The organism is Pseudomonas sp. 65/3-MNA-CIBAN-0223 (genome assembly GCF_040310425.1).
Classification (GTDB): Bacteria; Pseudomonadota; Gammaproteobacteria; order Pseudomonadales; family Pseudomonadaceae; genus Aquipseudomonas; species Aquipseudomonas gregormendelii.
This window is the reverse complement of the sequence record NZ_JBEOPV010000033.1, coordinates 23,225-39,097: the sequence shown is the minus strand read 5'-3', so window position 1 is coordinate 39,097 and position 15,873 is coordinate 23,225. Positions and strand designations below refer to the sequence as shown.

Here is a 15,873-nt window from a genome sequence, read left to right as displayed (position 1 = left end):
GATCAATGTGGGAGCCAGCCTGCTGGCGACTAGGGTCTGAAAGTCAGTAAGGCTGGCTCTTGCAGGGTTTGTGATCGATTCGGATCAATGTGGGAGCCAGCCTGCTGGCGACTAGGGTCTGAAAGTCAGTAAGGCTGGCTCTTGCAGGGTTTGTGATCGTTTCAGATCAATGTGGGAGCCAGCCTGCTGGCGATTAGGGTCTGAAAGTCAGTAAACCGTCGTAATTTGGCGCCTGATTCTGCATTTTCAGTAGCTCTGAGCCTCTCTCGTCCTCTTCAAGCCCGCCACCAGTCAACTAACTACACTCCATGCGCATCAAGGGGATAGGTGCGTGGCGGCTCTTGTGATAACATTCGGCGGTTTCCAAGGTAGCCCGATGCGGCTGTCTTTACTGCGCAGATCCATGCATAACTCGTGATTTGTCGTAAGTCGGTGCATGGCACTCAGCCTGCAGCGGCGAGCTTCGTTCGTCCCATATGGATGTGACGAGGTTTCACCAGAAAAAGGAATCAGGCTTCTCATGGGCGAACTGGCCAAAGAAATCCTCCCGGTCAATATCGAAGACGAGCTGAAGCAGTCCTACCTCGACTACGCAATGAGCGTAATTGTCGGGCGGGCACTGCCGGATGCGCGCGATGGCTTGAAGCCCGTGCACCGGCGTGTGCTGTTCGCGATGAGCGAGCTGGGCAACGACTTCAACAAGCCGTACAAGAAATCTGCCCGTGTTGTCGGTGACGTGATCGGTAAGTATCACCCGCACGGTGATACCGCGGTGTACGACACCATCGTTCGGATGGCGCAGCCATTCTCGCTGCGCTACCTGCTGGTAGACGGCCAGGGCAACTTCGGTTCGGTGGACGGCGATAACGCCGCAGCCATGCGATACACCGAAGTGCGCATGACCAAGCTGGCGCACGAGCTGCTGGCTGACCTGCACAAAGAAACCGTGGACTGGGTGCCGAACTACGACGGCACCGAAATGATCCCGGCGGTCATGCCGACCCGTATTCCCAACCTGCTGGTCAACGGCTCCAGCGGTATCGCCGTGGGCATGGCGACCAACATCCCGCCGCACAACCTCGGTGAAGTCATCGACGGTTGCCTGGCCCTCATCGACAACCCTGAGTTGACCATCGATGAGCTGATGCAATACATCCCGGGTCCGGACTTCCCGACCGCCGCGATCATCAACGGTCGCGCCGGCATCATCGAAGCCTACCGTACCGGTCGCGGGCGCATCTACATGCGTGCCCGCTCGACGATCGAAGACATCGACAAGGTCGGTGGTCGCCAGCAGATCGTCATCACCGAACTGCCCTACCAGCTGAACAAGGCCCGCCTGATCGAGAAGATCGCCGAGCTGGTCAAAGAGAAGAAGCTCGAAGGCATCACCGAACTGCGCGACGAGTCCGACAAGGACGGTATGCGCGTCGTGATCGAGTTGCGTCGCGGCGAAGTGCCTGAGGTGATCCTCAACAACCTCTACGCCCAGACCCAGCTGCAAGCAGTGTTCGGTATCAACATCGTCGCGCTGATCGACGGCCGTCCGCGGATCCTGAACCTCAAGGACCTGCTGGAAGCCTTCGTTCGTCACCGTCGCGAAGTCGTTACCCGTCGTACCGTGTTCGAGCTGCGTAAAGCCCGCGAACGCGGTCACATCCTGGAAGGTCAAGCGGTTGCCCTGTCGAACATCGACCCGGTCATCGCCCTGATCAAGGCTTCGCCAACACCATCGGAAGCCAAGGAAGCCCTGATCAAGACTGCGTGGGAATCTTCCGCCGTCGTTGCGATGGTCGAACGCGCCGGTGCTGATTCTTGCCGTCCAGAGACCCTGGACCCGCAATACGGTCTGCGCGAAGGCAAGTACTTCCTGTCGCCAGAGCAGGCGCAAGCCATCCTGGAACTGCGCCTGCACCGCCTGACCGGTCTGGAGCACGAGAAGCTGCTGGCCGAATACCAGGAGATTCTCAACCAGATCGGCGAGCTGATCCGCATCCTCAACAGCGCCACGCGCCTGATGGAAGTGATCCGCGAAGAGCTGGAAGTGATCCGCGCCGAATACGGCGACGTGCGTCGCACCGAAATCCTCGATGCCCGTCTCGACCTGACCCTGGGTGACATGATCCCGGAAGAAGAACGCGTCGTGACCATCTCCCACGGTGGCTATGCCAAAACCCAGCCATTGGCTGCGTACCAGGCCCAGCGTCGTGGCGGTAAAGGCAAGTCGGCCACCGGCGTCAAGGATGAGGACTACATCGCTCACCTGCTGGTAGCCAACAGCCACACCACGCTGCTGCTGTTCTCCAGCAAAGGCAAGGTGTACTGGCTCAAAACCTACGAAATCCCGGAAGCGTCCCGCGCTGCCCGTGGTCGTCCGCTGGTCAACCTGCTGCCGCTGGACAGTGATGAATACATCACCACCATGCTGCCGGTCGAGGAATACACCGAAGGTCACTTCATCTTCATGGCGACTGCCAAAGGCACCGTGAAGAAGACCCCGCTGGAATCCTTCAGCCGTCAACGCAGCGTTGGCCTGATCGCGCTGGAGCTGGACGAAGGCGACGTATTGATCAGCGCCGCGATCACCGACGGCGAGCGTGAAGTCATGCTGTTCTCCGACGGCGGCAAGGTCACTCGCTTCAAGGAATCCGACGTACGTGCCATGGGCCGTACCGCCCGCGGCGTGCGCGGCATGCGCCTGCCAGAAGGGCAGAAGCTGATTTCGATGCTGATCCCTGAAGAAGGCAGCCAGATCCTCACCGCTTCGGCGCGTGGTTACGGCAAGCGCACGGCGATCTCCGAGTTCCCTGAGTACAAGCGTGGTGGTCAGGGCGTCATCGCCATGGTCAGCAACGATCGCAACGGCCGCCTGGTTGGCGCGGTTCAGGTGCTCGATGGCGAGGAGATCATGCTGATTTCCGACCAGGGCACCCTGGTTCGTACCCGAGTCGACGAAGTCTCCAGCCTGGGTCGTAACACCCAGGGCGTGACCCTGATCAAGCTGGCCAGCGACGAAACGCTGGTAGGCCTGGAGCGGGTCCAGGAGCCTTCGGAAGTCGAGGGCGAAGAACTGGAAGAAGGTGAGGAAGGTGCAGTGTTCGACGGTGAAGTCGTGATCGACGACGCTGGTGAAGACCAGCAACTCGACGCCGCAGCCGACGAAGAACCGCAGGAATAAGCGGACACACAGGGGGGCGGATGAAAATTCGCCCCCTTGTTGTTTCGCCTGTTTGAATATTGAATGTAGAACCCGTAGGAGCTGCCGAGTGAAACGAGGCTGCGATCTTTTGATCTTGCCTTGTCCGTACTATCAAAAGATCGCAGCCTCGTTTCACTCGGCAGCTCCTACAGATATCAACATGTCCAGATATCCAGAGTTTCCAGAGTCTTCAGTTTTCAGATTTATTGCGTGACTACCACCAAATCAGAGCGAGATTGGATGTGAGCAAGAGAGCCTATAACTTCTGTGCCGGTCCTGCGGCGCTTCCTGAAGCTGTCCTGAAGCGCGCTCAGGGTGAACTCCTTGATTGGCATGGCAAGGGCCTGTCGGTCATGGAAATGAGCCATCGCAGCGATGAGTTCGTGTCCATCGCCACCAAGGCCGAGCAGGATCTGCGTGATCTGCTCAATATCCCCTCCAACTACAAAGTGCTGTTCCTGCAGGGTGGCGCCAGCCAGCAATTCGCCCAGATTCCGCTGAACCTGCTGCCGGAAAGCGGCTCTGCCGACTACATCGACACCGGTATCTGGTCGCAAAAAGCCATCGAAGAAGCTTCGCGCTACGGTCACGTCAACGTTGCCGGCACTGCCAAGCCCTACGACTACTTCGCCATTCCTGGCCAGAACGAGTGGCAGCTGTCCAAAGACGCCGCCTACGTCCACTACGCCCCGAACGAAACCATCGGCGGCCTGGAATTCCAGTGGGTCCCGGAAACCGGTGACGTCCCGCTGGTTGCCGACATGTCCTCGGACATCCTCTCGCGTCCAATCGATGTGTCGCGCTTCGGCATGATCTACGCCGGCGCCCAGAAGAACATCGGCCCGAGCGGTATCGTGGTCAACATCGTTCGCGAAGACCTGCTCGGGCGCGCCCGTTCCCTGTGCCCGACCATGCTCAACTACAAGGTCGCGGCCGACAACGGCTCGATGTACAACACTCCGCCGACCCTGGCCTGGTACCTGTCCGGCCTGGTGTTCGAATGGCTCAAGGAGCAGGGCGGCGTCGAGGCCATCGGCAAGCTCAACGAAGTGAAACAGCGCACGCTGTATGACTTTATCGATGCCAGCGGCCTGTACAGCAACCCGATCAACAAGTCCGACCGCTCGTGGATGAACGTGCCGTTCCGCCTGGCGGACGACCGTCTAGACAAGCCGTTCCTGGCCGGTGCCGAAGAACGTGGCCTGCTGAACCTCAAGGGCCATCGTTCCGTGGGCGGCATGCGCGCCTCCATCTATAACGCCGTCGATATCGTTGCGGTCAACGCACTGATTTCGTACATGGCAGAGTTCGAGAAGGAACACGGCTAATGTCTGAGCAAGAACTCAAGGCACTGCGCGTTCGCATTGACGCCCTGGACACCAAGGTCATGGAGCTGATCAGCGAGCGTGCACGGTGTGCCCAGGAAGTTGCGCGAGTAAAGATGGCCTCCCTGGCCGAAGGCGAAGTGCCAGTGTTCTATCGTCCTGAGCGTGAAGCCCAGGTGCTCAAGCGCGTGATGGAGCGTAACCAGGGGCCGCTGGGCAACGAAGAGATGGCGCGGTTGTTTCGCGAAATCATGTCCTCGTGCCTGGCCCTCGAGCAGCCGCTGAAAGTGGCCTACCTCGGCCCTGAGGGCACGTTCACCCAGGCAGCTGCCATGAAACACTTCGGCCATGCAGTGATCAGCAAGCCGATGGCGGCGATCGACGAAGTGTTCCGTGAAGTGGCGGCGGGGGCGGTGAATTTTGGCGTGGTGCCGGTGGAAAACTCCACCGAAGGCGCGGTCAACCACACCCTCGACAGCTTCCTGGAACACGACATGGTGATCTGTGGCGAAGTCGAGCTGCGCATCCACCACCATCTGCTGGTCGGTGAAAACACCAAGACCGATAGCATCAGCCGTATCTATTCCCATGCCCAGTCCCTGGCCCAGTGCCGCAAGTGGCTGGACGCGCACTACCCAAACGTCGAGCGCGTGGCGGTTTCCAGCAACGCCGAAGCGGCCAAGCGGGTCAAGGGCGAGTGGAACTCGGCGGCGATTGCCGGTGACATGGCCGCAGGCCTGTACGGGCTGACGCGCCTGGCTGAGAAAATCGAGGATCGCCCGGATAACTCCACGCGATTCCTGATGATCGGCAGCCAGGAAGTGCCGCCGACCGGTGATGACAAGACCTCGATCATCGTTTCCATGAGCAACAAGCCGGGCGCGCTCCACGAGCTGCTGGTGCCTTTCCACGACAATGGCATCGACCTGACTCGAATCGAGACGCGTCCTTCGCGCAGTGGTAAATGGACCTATGTGTTCTTTATCGACTTCGTCGGCCATCACCGTGATCCGTTGATCAAGGGTGTACTGGAAAAGATCAGTCAGGAGGCCGTGGCGCTTAAAGTGCTGGGCTCCTACCCCAAAGCAGTTCTCTAAGGGCGATAGCACATGAGTGGTAACTTCCTCGCTCTGGCACAGCCGGGCGTGCAACAACTTTCGCCTTACGTTCCGGGCAAGCCCGTGGACGAACTGGCACGCGAGCTGGACATCGATCCGGCCAGCATCGTCAAACTGGCGAGCAACGAAAACCCGCTGGGCGCCAGTCCCAAGGTCCTTGCCGCCATCCGCGAAGCGCTGGCCGAGCTGACCCGCTATCCGGACGGCAACGGTTTTGCCCTCAAGACCCTGCTGGCCCAACAGTGCCGCGTCGAACTTGATCAGGTGACCCTGGGCAATGGTTCCAACGACATCCTCGAACTGGTCGCGCGGGCTTACCTGGCGCCGGGCCTGAACGCGATATTCAGCGAGCACGCGTTTGCCGTCTATCCGATCGTGACCCAGGCCGTTGGCGCCGAGGCGCGAGTGATCCCGGCGAAAGACTGGGGGCACGACCTGACGGCCATGCTGGCGGCGATCGATGCCAATACCCGCGTGATTTACATCGCCAACCCGAACAACCCGACCGGCACCTGGTTCGGCGCCGAAGCCCTGGATGAATTCCTCCAGGACGTTCCGGAGCATGTGCTGGTCGTGCTGGACGAGGCCTACATCGAATACGCCGAAGGCAGCGACCTGCCGGACGGCCTCGACTACCTGGCGGCTTACCCGAACCTGCTGGTGTCGCGTACCTTCTCCAAGGCCTATGGCCTGGCGGCGCTGCGCGTTGGCTACGGGTTGTCTACCGCCGTAGTAGCCGATGTGCTCAATCGGGTGCGCCAGCCATTCAACGTCAACAGCCTCGCCCTCGCCGCGGCCTGTGCGGCGTTGCAGGACAGCGACTACCTGGCTGAAAGCCGACGCCTGAACGAAGCCGGCATGCAGCAGCTGCAAGCGGGTTTCCGTGAGCTGGGGCTGGGCTGGATCCCGTCCAAAGGCAACTTCATCTGCGTGGACCTGGGTCGCGTCGCGGCGCCGGTCTTCCAGGGGTTGCTGCGTGAAGGCGTGATCGTGCGGCCGGTGGCCAACTACGGCATGCCGAACCACCTGCGCATCACCATCGGCTTGCCTGCCGAAAACAGCCGCTTCCTCGAGGCGCTGACCAAGGTTCTGGCCCGTGGTTGATGTCACTGCACTGCAACCTGCGGCACCTATGATCGGGCGCCTGGTGGTGGTCGGCCTGGGTTTGATCGGTGGTTCCTTTGCCAAGGGGTTGCGCGAAAGTGGCCTGTGCCGCGAAGTGGTGGGGGTCGATCTTGATCCGCAGTCGCGCAAACTGGCGGTTGAGCTGGGTGTGGTGGATCGCTGCGAAGAAGACCTGGCGCTGGCCTGTCAGGGTGCCGACGTGATCCAGCTCGCCGTGCCGATCCTGGCCATGGAGAAAATGCTCGCCCTGTTGGCCGGCATGGACCTGGGCCAGGCGATCCTGACCGATGTCGGCAGCGCCAAGGGCAACGTGGTGCGTGCGGCCACCGAGGCGTTCGGCGGCATGCCGTCGCGCTTCGTGCCGGGGCATCCGATCGCCGGTTCCGAGCAGAGTGGGGTGGAAGCCTCCAATGCCGAGCTGTTCCGTCGCCATAAAGTCATCCTGACGCCGCTTGCGCAAACGGATCCGGCCGCTTTGGCGGTGGTCGATCGCCTGTGGCGCGAACTGGGCGCCGATGTCGAGCATATGCAGGTCGAGCGTCACGACGAAGTACTGGCGGCTACCAGCCATTTGCCGCACCTGCTCGCATTCGGTTTGGTCGATTCATTGGCCAAGCGCAATGAAAATCTTGAGATCTTCCGTTACGCTGCCGGCGGTTTCCGCGATTTCACGAGAATCGCGGGCAGCGACCCGGTCATGTGGCACGACATCTTCCTCGCCAACCGCGAAGCTGTCCTGCGCACACTCGATACATTTCGCAGCGACCTCGACGCCTTGCGCGACGCGGTCGATGCAAGGGATGGGCACCAATTGTTGGGCGTATTCACTCGCGCCCGGGTTGCCCGCGAACATTTCAGTAAAATCCTGGCCCGCCGGGCTTATGTGGACGCTATGAACTCCAACGACCTGATTTTCCTGGCACAACCTGGTGGCCGCCTGACTGGGCGGATTCGAGTACCAGGCGACAAATCGATTTCCCACCGTTCGATCATGCTCGGCTCCCTCGCCGAAGGCGTCACCGAAGTGGAAGGTTTCCTCGAGGGCGAAGATGCCCTGGCGACCTTGCAAGCCTTCCGCGACATGGGTGTGGTGATCGAAGGTCCGCACCACGGGCGCGTGACCATCCATGGCGTCGGCCTGCATGGCCTCAAGCCTGCACCGGGCCCGATCTACCTGGGTAACTCCGGTACTTCGATGCGCCTGTTGTCCGGCCTGCTGGCTGCGCAGGACTTTGACAGCACCCTGACCGGCGATGCCTCGCTGTCCAAGCGCCCGATGAACCGCGTCGCCAACCCGCTGCGCGAAATGGGCGCAGTGATCGAGACGGCGGCCGAAGGTCGTCCGCCGATGGTCATTCGCGGTGGCAACAAGCTCAAAGGCCTGACCTACACCATGCCAATGGCCAGTGCCCAGGTTAAATCCTGCCTGCTGCTCGCTGGCCTGTACGCCGAAGGCAAGACTACCGTCACCGAGCCGGCACCGACTCGCGACCATACCGAGCGCATGCTGCGTGGCTTCGGCTACCCGGTCAGCGTCGAGGGTGCTACCGCGTCGGTCGAATCCGGGCACAAACTGACCGCTACCCACATTGAAGTGCCGGGCGATATCTCGTCTTCGGCGTTCTTCCTGGTGGCGGCGTCGATCGCTGAGGGCTCTGAGCTGGTGCTCGAGCACGTCGGCATCAACCCGACCCGTACCGGCGTGATCGACATCCTGCGCCTGATGGGCGCCGACATCACCCTGGAAAACCAGCGTGAAGTGGGCGGCGAGCCGGTGGCGGACCTGCGCGTTCGTGCAGCTAAGCTCAAGGGTATCGAGATTCCCGAAGCGCTGGTTCCACTGGCGATCGACGAGTTCCCGGTATTGTTCGTCGCAGCTGCGTGCGCCGAAGGTCGGACCATCCTGCGTGGCGCCGAAGAACTGCGGGTCAAGGAGTCGGACCGCATCCAGGTCATGGCCGACGGCCTGCTGGCGCTGGGTGTGAAATGCGAACCGACCCCGGACGGCATCATCATCGACGGCGGCCTGATTGGCGGCGGCGAAGTGCACGGTCACGGCGACCACCGGATTGCCATGGCCTTCAGCGTTGCGTCCCTGCGCGCCACTGCGCCGATTCGCATCCATGATTGCGCGAACGTCGCGACCTCGTTCCCCAACTTCCTCGCGCTGTGCGCGCAGGTCGGCATCCGCGTTGCTCAAGAGGCTCAGTCGTGAACATCAAGCCACCGGTCATTACCATCGACGGCCCAAGCGGGTCGGGCAAGGGCACCATCGCCGGCATACTGGCCAAGCGCCTCGGCTGGTGCCTGCTGGATTCCGGTGCGCTGTACCGCCTGCTGGCTTTTGCCGCACGCAACCACGGTGTCGACCTGACGAATGAAGAGTCGCTGAAGCTGCTGGCCGCTCATCTGGACGTGCAGTTCGTCGGCGCAACCGAAGGTCATCCGCAGCGCATCATCCTCGAAGGCGACGATGTGACCGATGACTTGCGCAACGAACAGGTCGGCGCCTGGGCTTCCCAAGTGGCCGCCTTGCCGGCCGTGCGCGACGCTCTGCTGCAGCGCCAGCGGGCTTTTCAGGAAGCTCCGGGGCTGGTAGCCGATGGCCGCGACATGGGTACGGTGGTTTTTCCGGACGCGCCATTGAAGATTTTCCTCACCGCCAGTGCCGAGGAACGTGCGCGCCGTCGATACTTGCAGTTGAAGGGCAAAGTCGATGGTGTTAGTCTGTCGAGTCTGCTAGATGAGATACGTGTCCGCGACGAGCGTGACACCCAGCGAGCGGTAGCCCCGCTCAAGCCGGCGGCTGACGCCATACAGCTGGATTCCACGGAATTATCCATCGACCAGGTGCTGCAACGCATCATGAGCGAGATCGCCATTCGCGATATCGCCGGGTGACCAAGAAGCGCAACAGGGGACCAGTCATAGTCCTGCAGTGCTTCTTTAAATGAACGTAACCCACGTCGTCTGGGATGTGGAGATGGGCGTATTCTTCGCCCTTATACTCAGGAATTAAAATGAGCGAAAGCTTTGCGGAACTCTTTGAAGAAAGCCTAAAAACCCTGAACCTTCAGGCAGGCTCCATCATCACCGGTGTTATCGTTGATATCGATTACCAAGCTCGCTGGGTAACCGTTCACGCTGGCCTGAAGTCTGAAGCACTCATCCCGCTTGAGCAGTTCTACAACGACGCTGGCGATCTGACTATCAATGTCGGTGACGAAGTTCACGTTGCTCTGGACTCGGTAGAAGACGGTTTCGGTGAAACCAAGCTGTCCCGTGAAAAAGCCAAGCGCGCTGAGTGCTGGATCGTTCTGGAAGCAGCCTTCGCAGCTGAGGAAGTGGTCAAGGGCGTTATCAACGGTAAGGTTAAAGGCGGCTTCACTGTCGACGTTAACGGCATCCGTGCGTTCCTGCCAGGTTCCCTGGTTGACGTCCGTCCTGTGCGCGATACCACGCACCTGGAAGGCAAAGAGCTGGAATTCAAGGTCATCAAGCTTGACCAGAAACGCAACAACGTTGTCGTTTCCCGTCGTAGCGTCCTCGAAGCCGAGAACTCCGCTGAGCGTGAAGCTCTGCTGGAATCCCTGCAGGAAGGCCAACAAGTCAAAGGTATCGTCAAGAACCTCACCGATTACGGCGCATTCGTCGATCTGGGTGGCGTCGATGGCCTGCTGCACATTACCGACATGGCTTGGAAACGCATCAAGCATCCATCGGAAATCGTCAACGTTGGCGACGAGATCGATGTCAAGGTTCTCAAGTACGATCGCGAACGCAATCGTGTTTCCCTGGGCCTGAAGCAGCTGGGCGAAGATCCATGGGTTGCTATCAAAGCCCGTTACCCAGAAAGCACTCGCGTTACCGCTCGTGTAACCAACCTGACCGACTACGGCTGCTTCGCTGAGCTGGAAGAAGGCGTTGAAGGCCTGGTACACGTTTCCGAAATGGACTGGACCAACAAGAACATCCACCCTTCGAAAGTCGTACAAGTCGGCGACGAAGTGGAAGTTATGGTTCTGGACATCGACGAAGAGCGTCGTCGTATCTCCCTCGGCATCAAGCAGTGCAAATCTAACCCATGGGAAGATTTCTCTGGCCAGTTCAACAAGGGCGATAAAATCTCCGGCACCATCAAGTCGATCACCGATTTCGGTATCTTCATTGGTCTGGACGGCGGCATCGACGGTCTGGTTCACCTGTCCGACATCTCCTGGAACGAAGTGGGCGAAGAAGCCGTTCGCCGCTTCAAGAAGGGCGACGAGCTGGACACCGTTATCCTGTCGGTTGACCCAGAGCGCGAGCGCATCTCCCTGGGCATCAAGCAACTGGAAAGCGATCCGTTCTCCGAGTACGTTCAAGAGAACGACAAAGGCGCAATCGTTAAAGGCATCGTGAAAGAAGTTGACGCTAAAGGCGCCATCATCACTCTGGCCGACGATATCGAAGCGACTCTGAAAGCCTCCGAAATCAGCCGTGACCGCGTTGAAGACGCGCGCAACGTTCTGAAAGAAGGCGAAGAAGTAGAAGCCAAGATCATCAGCGTTGACCGCAAGAGCCGTGTAATCCAGCTCTCCATCAAGTCGAAAGACGTTGAAGAAGAGAAAGAAGCAATCCAAAGCCTGCGCGACAAGCCAGCTTCGGATACCGCTGCTCCTGGTCCTACCACTCTGGGCGACCTGTTGCGTGCACAAATGGAAAAACAGAACTAAGTTCTGTCAGACCATAGAAAAAGGGCGACTTCGGTCGCCCTTTTTTACGCCTGCAATTCAGCAAACCCCCATTCCCCAATTCCCCCCCCCCAATCCCAAAATATCCCCAATCCCCCCCGTAGGAGCTGCCGAAGGCTGCGATCTTTTGATCTTTCGCTCTTTATGGCCGCCACTCGCATCCCACGCTGAACCAACACCCCCACCAAACTGTCCCTTTCTTTAACAGGATCAATCGCTTATTTGCAGCTACTCTAGAGCATAGGGCGCAAGCACCCTCCGGTAGGGTGCCTGACTAATAAGGAAGTGCATGAACAAGCTCATGGTCGCCATAACAGTATTGGCACTGGCAGGCTGCACCACCAGCGCCAAGACCCATGCGGTGCGTGGTGTCAGCGGGATAGAGATCGATTGCTCCGGCCTGGGCTCGGGTTGGGAGAAATGCCGCAAGCGCGCCGACAAGGAGTGCAAAGCGGCAGGCTACAAGGTTATTGCAAGGTCGGATGACGCCAAGGACGAGGATGAATACCCATTCGGTTTTAATCCCGCAGGCTACCTGACACGCACCATGCTGGTGATTTGCAGGTGACTGAACAAGCGGCCCGCCCGCTTGAGACGCCCGCAAATAGGGCGACTCAAAGCCGGTAACGATATGTCAAATCTTGGACTGTTCAAATGGCTCCGAGCGTGCTAAAACCTTTGAAGCGCTGATCTAGCTGCTTGAAAAAGAAGGGAAAAATATGACGAAGTCGGAGTTGATCGAACGAATTGTCACCCATCAAGGGCTGCTCTCATCCAAGGATGTGGAGCTGGCCATCAAGACCATGCTTGAACAAATGTCCCAATGCCTGGCCACCGGGGATCGAATCGAGATCCGGGGTTTTGGCAGCTTCTCATTGCACTACCGCGCACCGCGGGTAGGTCGCAATCCCAAGACCGGGCAGTCGGTTAGCCTGGATGGGAAGTTCGTTCCGCATTTCAAGCCGGGGAAGGAGCTGCGGGATCGGGTGAATGAGGACGAGGAGGAGGGGGTTTGACAGCCTTTGATTTTCAAGGAGTTGCTGATGCGTAACTTGAAGCGCGTGGTGCTGGCACTATTTGTCCTGTTGCTGGTTCTGGCGACTCTCGCATTCGTGCTCGAGAACCAGCAATCGGTTTCCTTGCTGTTCCTTGGTTGGGCGGGGCCGCAGTTGCCTGTGTCACTGTTTCTGGTGCTTGCGCTTCTGATCGGCATGGTGATCGGTCCATTGTTAGGCTGGTTCTTGGAGCACACGTCCAGAGCTTCCCGCAAGCGACATGTCTGATTGAGTCTCATTTGTACAAGGCCCGGCAAACGCACGAAGTCAGCCACAGCTTGTCTATATCCGTTAGTAAAACCTTCATTTAGCTGTAAAATGCGGCGCTCGTCCGGTAGTGGCATGTGTCCACTTCGGCAGACTGGTTCTGGCGACAGCTTCCACAGACGTGTCGGCTTTTGCATTCATGGATTAGACAGTGTTCGTTTGGCGGTGCTGTCTGTAACTCAAGGGTATGGTTTCGCGTGAAAATTCTAGTAACCGGCGGCGCCGGGTTTATCGGCTCGGCAGTCATTCGTCATATCATCTCCAACACTAACGACTCAGTTGTTAACGTTGATAAGCTTACTTATGCCGGTAACCTTGAATCCTTAGTTGGCGTTAGTAACGATTCTCGTTATGCGTTTGAGCGCGTAGATATCTGCGACCGTGATCAGATTGATCGTGTACTGCGTGAACATCAGCCGGATGCCATTATGCACCTGGCCGCAGAGTCCCACGTTGATCGTTCGATCACTGGCCCTTCCGAGTTTATTCAGACCAATATCATTGGTACCTATACGCTGCTCGAAGCTGCACGCCACTACTGGGCGGCGCTGGACGATGCACGCAAAGCCAATTTCCGCTTTCACCACATTTCGACTGACGAAGTCTATGGAGACCTGGAAGGTCCGGAAGACCTCTTCACCGAAACCACGCCGTATCAGCCAAGCTCGCCTTACTCGGCCAGCAAGGCCAGCTCCGATCACCTGGTTCGCGCCTGGGCGCGTACCTACGGCCTGCCGACTCTGGTCACCAACTGCTCTAACAACTACGGCCCGTGCCACTTCCCTGAAAAACTGATCCCGCTGATCATCCTTAATGCACTGGAAGGTAAGCCACTGCCGGTGTACGGCAAAGGAAACCAGGTCCGTGACTGGCTCTACGTCGAAGACCACGCCCGTGCGTTGTACAAAGTCGTTACCGAAGGTGTGATCGGCGAGACGTACAACATCGGCGGCCATAACGAAAAGCAAAATATCGAAGTCGTGAACACCTTGTGTGAACTGCTCGATGAACTGCGTCCAGATTCCGCGCACCGCCCCCATGCCCGCCTGATCACCTACGTCCAGGATCGCCCGGGCCATGATCAGCGCTACGCGATCGACGCCAGCAAAATCCAGCGCGAGCTGGGCTGGACCCCTGAAGAGACCTTCGACACCGGTATTCGCAAAACGGTTGAGTGGTATCTCAACAACACTGAATGGGTAGAGCACGTGAAAAGCGGCAGCTACCAGCAGTGGATCGACCAGAACTACGCTGATCGCTCGAACAAAGCATGAAGATCCTTCTACTGGGAAAAAACGGCCAAGTGGGCTGGGAGCTGCAGCGCTCCCTCGCGCCACTGGGCGAGTTGATTGCACTGGATCGTCATCCAATCGATGGCCTGTGCGGCGATCTGTCTGATCTCGACGCCTTGCGCGCGACTATTCGTCAGGTCAAGCCTGACGTGATCGTTAACGCCGCAGCCTACACGGCCGTCGATAAAGCAGAGTCGGAAACCGAACTGGCCGCCCGCGTGAACGGCCAGGCAAGCAAGGTCATGGCAGAAGAGGCCGTGGCGTTGAACGCATGGCTGATTCACTATTCCACGGACTACGTTTTCAGTGGCCAGGGCTCGACGTCTTGGCTGGAAACCGATGCAGTTGCACCCGTCAATCACTACGGGGCCAGCAAACTAGCAGGCGAGCAGGCTATTACTGCATCCGGCTGCAAGCATCTGATCTTCCGTACGAGTTGGGTCTATGGCGCTCGTGGCAATAATTTTGCCAAAACCATGCTGCGCCTGGCCAAGGATCGCGAAACCTTGAGCGTTATCGCCGACCAGATTGGCGCGCCGACCGGTGCCGAGTTGATCGCGGACGTCACTGCGCTGGCCATTCAGCAAGTCCAACAGCGTCCCGAGTTGTCTGGCCTGTATCACTTGGCTGCCGCCGGTGAAGTGTCATGGCATGGTTACGCCAGCCATGTGATCGATTTCGCCAAAAACAACGGCGAGCAGCTTGCCGTTGCGGCGGTAAATCCGATCGAGACTAGCGCTTATCCGACCCCTGCACGCCGTCCTCTGAATTCTCGTTTGAACACTCAGAAGCTGCGTGACAATTTTTATCTACACTTGCCGGATTGGCAACGTGGCGTAACCCGAATGCTTAGGGAAGTTCTCAACAAATGACCACCATAAATCGTAAAGGCATTATCCTCGCAGGCGGTTCGGGCACGCGACTGCACCCGTTGACCCTTGGCGTGTCCAAGCAGATGCTGCCAATCTACGACAAGCCGATGATCTTCTATCCGCTGTCGGTACTAATGCTTGCTGGCATGCGTGAAATCCTGATCATTTCGACGCCCGAGGATCTTCCTTGCTTCCGCAAGTTGCTGGGTGACGGCAGTCTGTATGGCATCAAGTTGACCTATGCCGAGCAGCCTAGCCCGGATGGCCTGGCGCAAGCGTTCATAATCGGTGAAGAGTTTATTGGCAATGACCCTTGCTGCCTGATCCTCGGCGACAACATTTTCTACGGCCAACATTTCTCGGACAACCTGCGCTCCGCAAGTACCCAGCAACACGGCGCGACGGTATTCGGTTATCACGTGTCGGATCCTGAGCGTTTTGGTGTAGTGGAATTCGACGCCTCCGGCAAAGCCCTGAGCATCGAAGAAAAGCCGGTCAAGCCCAAGTCCAACTACGCGGTAACCGGCTTGTATTTCTACGACAACGACGTCGTTGAAATTGCCAAGAACATCAAGCCGTCCGAGCGGGGTGAGTTGGAAATCACCGACGTCAACAGTGTTTACCTCGAGCGCAAGACACTTAAGGTCGAAATGCTCGGCCGTGGCTTCGCCTGGCTGGATACCGGTACTCATGATTCGTTACTGGAAGCCAGTCACTTCGTGCACACCATCGAGCAGCGCCAGGGCTTGAAGGTCGCGTGCTTGGAAGAGATTGCCTACCACAATGGCTGGATCAATGCCGAACAGCTCGGTGCGCAAGCCAACGCGCTGAAGAAAACGGGCTATGGCCAGTACCTGCAGAAGCTGCTGGACTCGCCGTCCCACTGA

Annotated in this window: 13 protein-coding genes; all 13 read left to right on the top strand. The window is 58.7% G+C overall.

Annotated features, from left to right (window positions below):
• The first annotated feature begins 520 nt into the window (after positions 1-520).
• The 13 genes from gyrA (at position 521) to rfbA (ending at position 15,873) form a co-directional block, all read left to right on the top strand.
• Positions 521-3,178 carry a DNA gyrase subunit A gene (gene gyrA, locus AAEZ09_RS26675; protein ID WP_045060588.1) on the top strand — a complete coding sequence of 886 codons (2,658 nt, stop codon included), beginning with the start codon at positions 521-523 and terminating at the stop codon, positions 3,176-3,178.
• A 263-nt stretch (positions 3,179-3,441) separates the two neighbouring features.
• Positions 3,442-4,527, top strand: coding sequence for a 3-phosphoserine/phosphohydroxythreonine transaminase (gene serC / locus AAEZ09_RS26670; RefSeq protein WP_045060589.1), 1,086 nt, complete (start codon positions 3,442-3,444; stop codon positions 4,525-4,527).
• Positions 4,527-5,621, top strand: coding sequence for a prephenate dehydratase (gene pheA, locus AAEZ09_RS26665; RefSeq protein WP_045060590.1), 1,095 nt, complete (start codon positions 4,527-4,529; stop codon positions 5,619-5,621). The genes serC and pheA overlap by 1 nt, the downstream gene beginning before the upstream one ends.
• A gap of 12 nt (positions 5,622-5,633) precedes the next feature.
• Positions 5,634-6,746 carry a histidinol-phosphate transaminase gene (gene hisC / locus AAEZ09_RS26660; RefSeq protein WP_350601398.1) on the top strand — a complete coding sequence of 371 codons (1,113 nt, stop codon included), beginning with the start codon at positions 5,634-5,636 and terminating at the stop codon, positions 6,744-6,746.
• A 28-nt stretch (positions 6,747-6,774) separates the two neighbouring features.
• Positions 6,775-8,982 carry a bifunctional prephenate dehydrogenase/3-phosphoshikimate 1-carboxyvinyltransferase gene (locus AAEZ09_RS26655; protein WP_350601400.1) on the top strand — a complete coding sequence of 736 codons (2,208 nt, stop codon included), beginning with the start codon at positions 6,775-6,777 and terminating at the stop codon, positions 8,980-8,982.
• Positions 8,979-9,668, top strand: coding sequence for a (d)CMP kinase (gene cmk / locus AAEZ09_RS26650; RefSeq protein ID WP_045060592.1), 690 nt, complete (start codon positions 8,979-8,981; stop codon positions 9,666-9,668). Before AAEZ09_RS26655 ends, cmk begins: the two co-directional genes overlap by 4 nt.
• Before the next feature lie 119 nt (positions 9,669-9,787).
• Positions 9,788-11,482 carry a 30S ribosomal protein S1 gene (gene rpsA / locus AAEZ09_RS26645; protein ID WP_045060593.1) on the top strand — a complete coding sequence of 565 codons (1,695 nt, stop codon included), beginning with the start codon at positions 9,788-9,790 and terminating at the stop codon, positions 11,480-11,482.
• A gap of 307 nt (positions 11,483-11,789) precedes the next feature.
• Positions 11,790-12,068, top strand: a complete 279-nt coding sequence (locus AAEZ09_RS26640; protein ID WP_350601397.1) for a hypothetical protein — start codon at positions 11,790-11,792, stop codon at positions 12,066-12,068.
• A gap of 151 nt (positions 12,069-12,219) precedes the next feature.
• Positions 12,220-12,516, top strand: coding sequence for an integration host factor subunit beta (gene ihfB, locus AAEZ09_RS26635; RefSeq protein ID WP_003218804.1), 297 nt, complete (start codon positions 12,220-12,222; stop codon positions 12,514-12,516).
• Between the two features lie 27 nt (positions 12,517-12,543).
• The gene (locus AAEZ09_RS26630) at positions 12,544-12,783 is read left to right on the top strand and encodes a LapA family protein (RefSeq protein ID WP_350601396.1); all 240 of its coding nucleotides are present in this window, start codon (positions 12,544-12,546) and stop codon (positions 12,781-12,783) included.
• A gap of 236 nt (positions 12,784-13,019) precedes the next feature.
• Positions 13,020-14,096 carry a dTDP-glucose 4,6-dehydratase gene (gene rfbB, locus AAEZ09_RS26625; protein WP_350601395.1) on the top strand — a complete coding sequence of 359 codons (1,077 nt, stop codon included), beginning with the start codon at positions 13,020-13,022 and terminating at the stop codon, positions 14,094-14,096.
• The gene (gene rfbD / locus AAEZ09_RS26620) at positions 14,093-14,986 is read left to right on the top strand and encodes a dTDP-4-dehydrorhamnose reductase (protein WP_350601394.1); all 894 of its coding nucleotides are present in this window, start codon (positions 14,093-14,095) and stop codon (positions 14,984-14,986) included. The genes rfbB and rfbD overlap by 4 nt, the downstream gene beginning before the upstream one ends.
• Entirely contained in the window at positions 14,983-15,873 is an 891-nt protein-coding gene (rfbA, locus tag AAEZ09_RS26615; RefSeq protein WP_350601393.1) for a glucose-1-phosphate thymidylyltransferase RfbA, read from the top strand. Before rfbD ends, rfbA begins: the two co-directional genes overlap by 4 nt.

What these genes read in the sequence shown, in the direction of transcription:
- gyrA (WP_045060588.1), top strand. Translation starts at nt 521, where the DNA reads ATGGGCGAACTGGCCAAAGAAATCCTCCCGGTCAATATCGAAGACGAG.
- pheA (WP_045060590.1), top strand. Translation starts at nt 4,527, where the DNA reads ATGTCTGAGCAAGAACTCAAGGCACTGCGCGTTCGCATTGACGCCCTG.
- hisC (WP_350601398.1), top strand. Translation starts at nt 5,634, where the DNA reads ATGAGTGGTAACTTCCTCGCTCTGGCACAGCCGGGCGTGCAACAACTT.
- AAEZ09_RS26655 (WP_350601400.1), top strand. Translation starts at nt 6,775, where the DNA reads ATGATCGGGCGCCTGGTGGTGGTCGGCCTGGGTTTGATCGGTGGTTCC.
- rpsA (WP_045060593.1), top strand. Translation starts at nt 9,788, where the DNA reads ATGAGCGAAAGCTTTGCGGAACTCTTTGAAGAAAGCCTAAAAACCCTG.
- AAEZ09_RS26640 (WP_350601397.1), top strand. Translation starts at nt 11,790, where the DNA reads ATGAACAAGCTCATGGTCGCCATAACAGTATTGGCACTGGCAGGCTGC.
- ihfB (WP_003218804.1), top strand. Translation starts at nt 12,220, where the DNA reads ATGACGAAGTCGGAGTTGATCGAACGAATTGTCACCCATCAAGGGCTG.
- AAEZ09_RS26630 (WP_350601396.1), top strand. Translation starts at nt 12,544, where the DNA reads ATGCGTAACTTGAAGCGCGTGGTGCTGGCACTATTTGTCCTGTTGCTG.
- rfbD (WP_350601394.1), top strand. Translation starts at nt 14,093, where the DNA reads ATGAAGATCCTTCTACTGGGAAAAAACGGCCAAGTGGGCTGGGAGCTG.
- rfbA (WP_350601393.1), top strand. Translation starts at nt 14,983, where the DNA reads ATGACCACCATAAATCGTAAAGGCATTATCCTCGCAGGCGGTTCGGGC.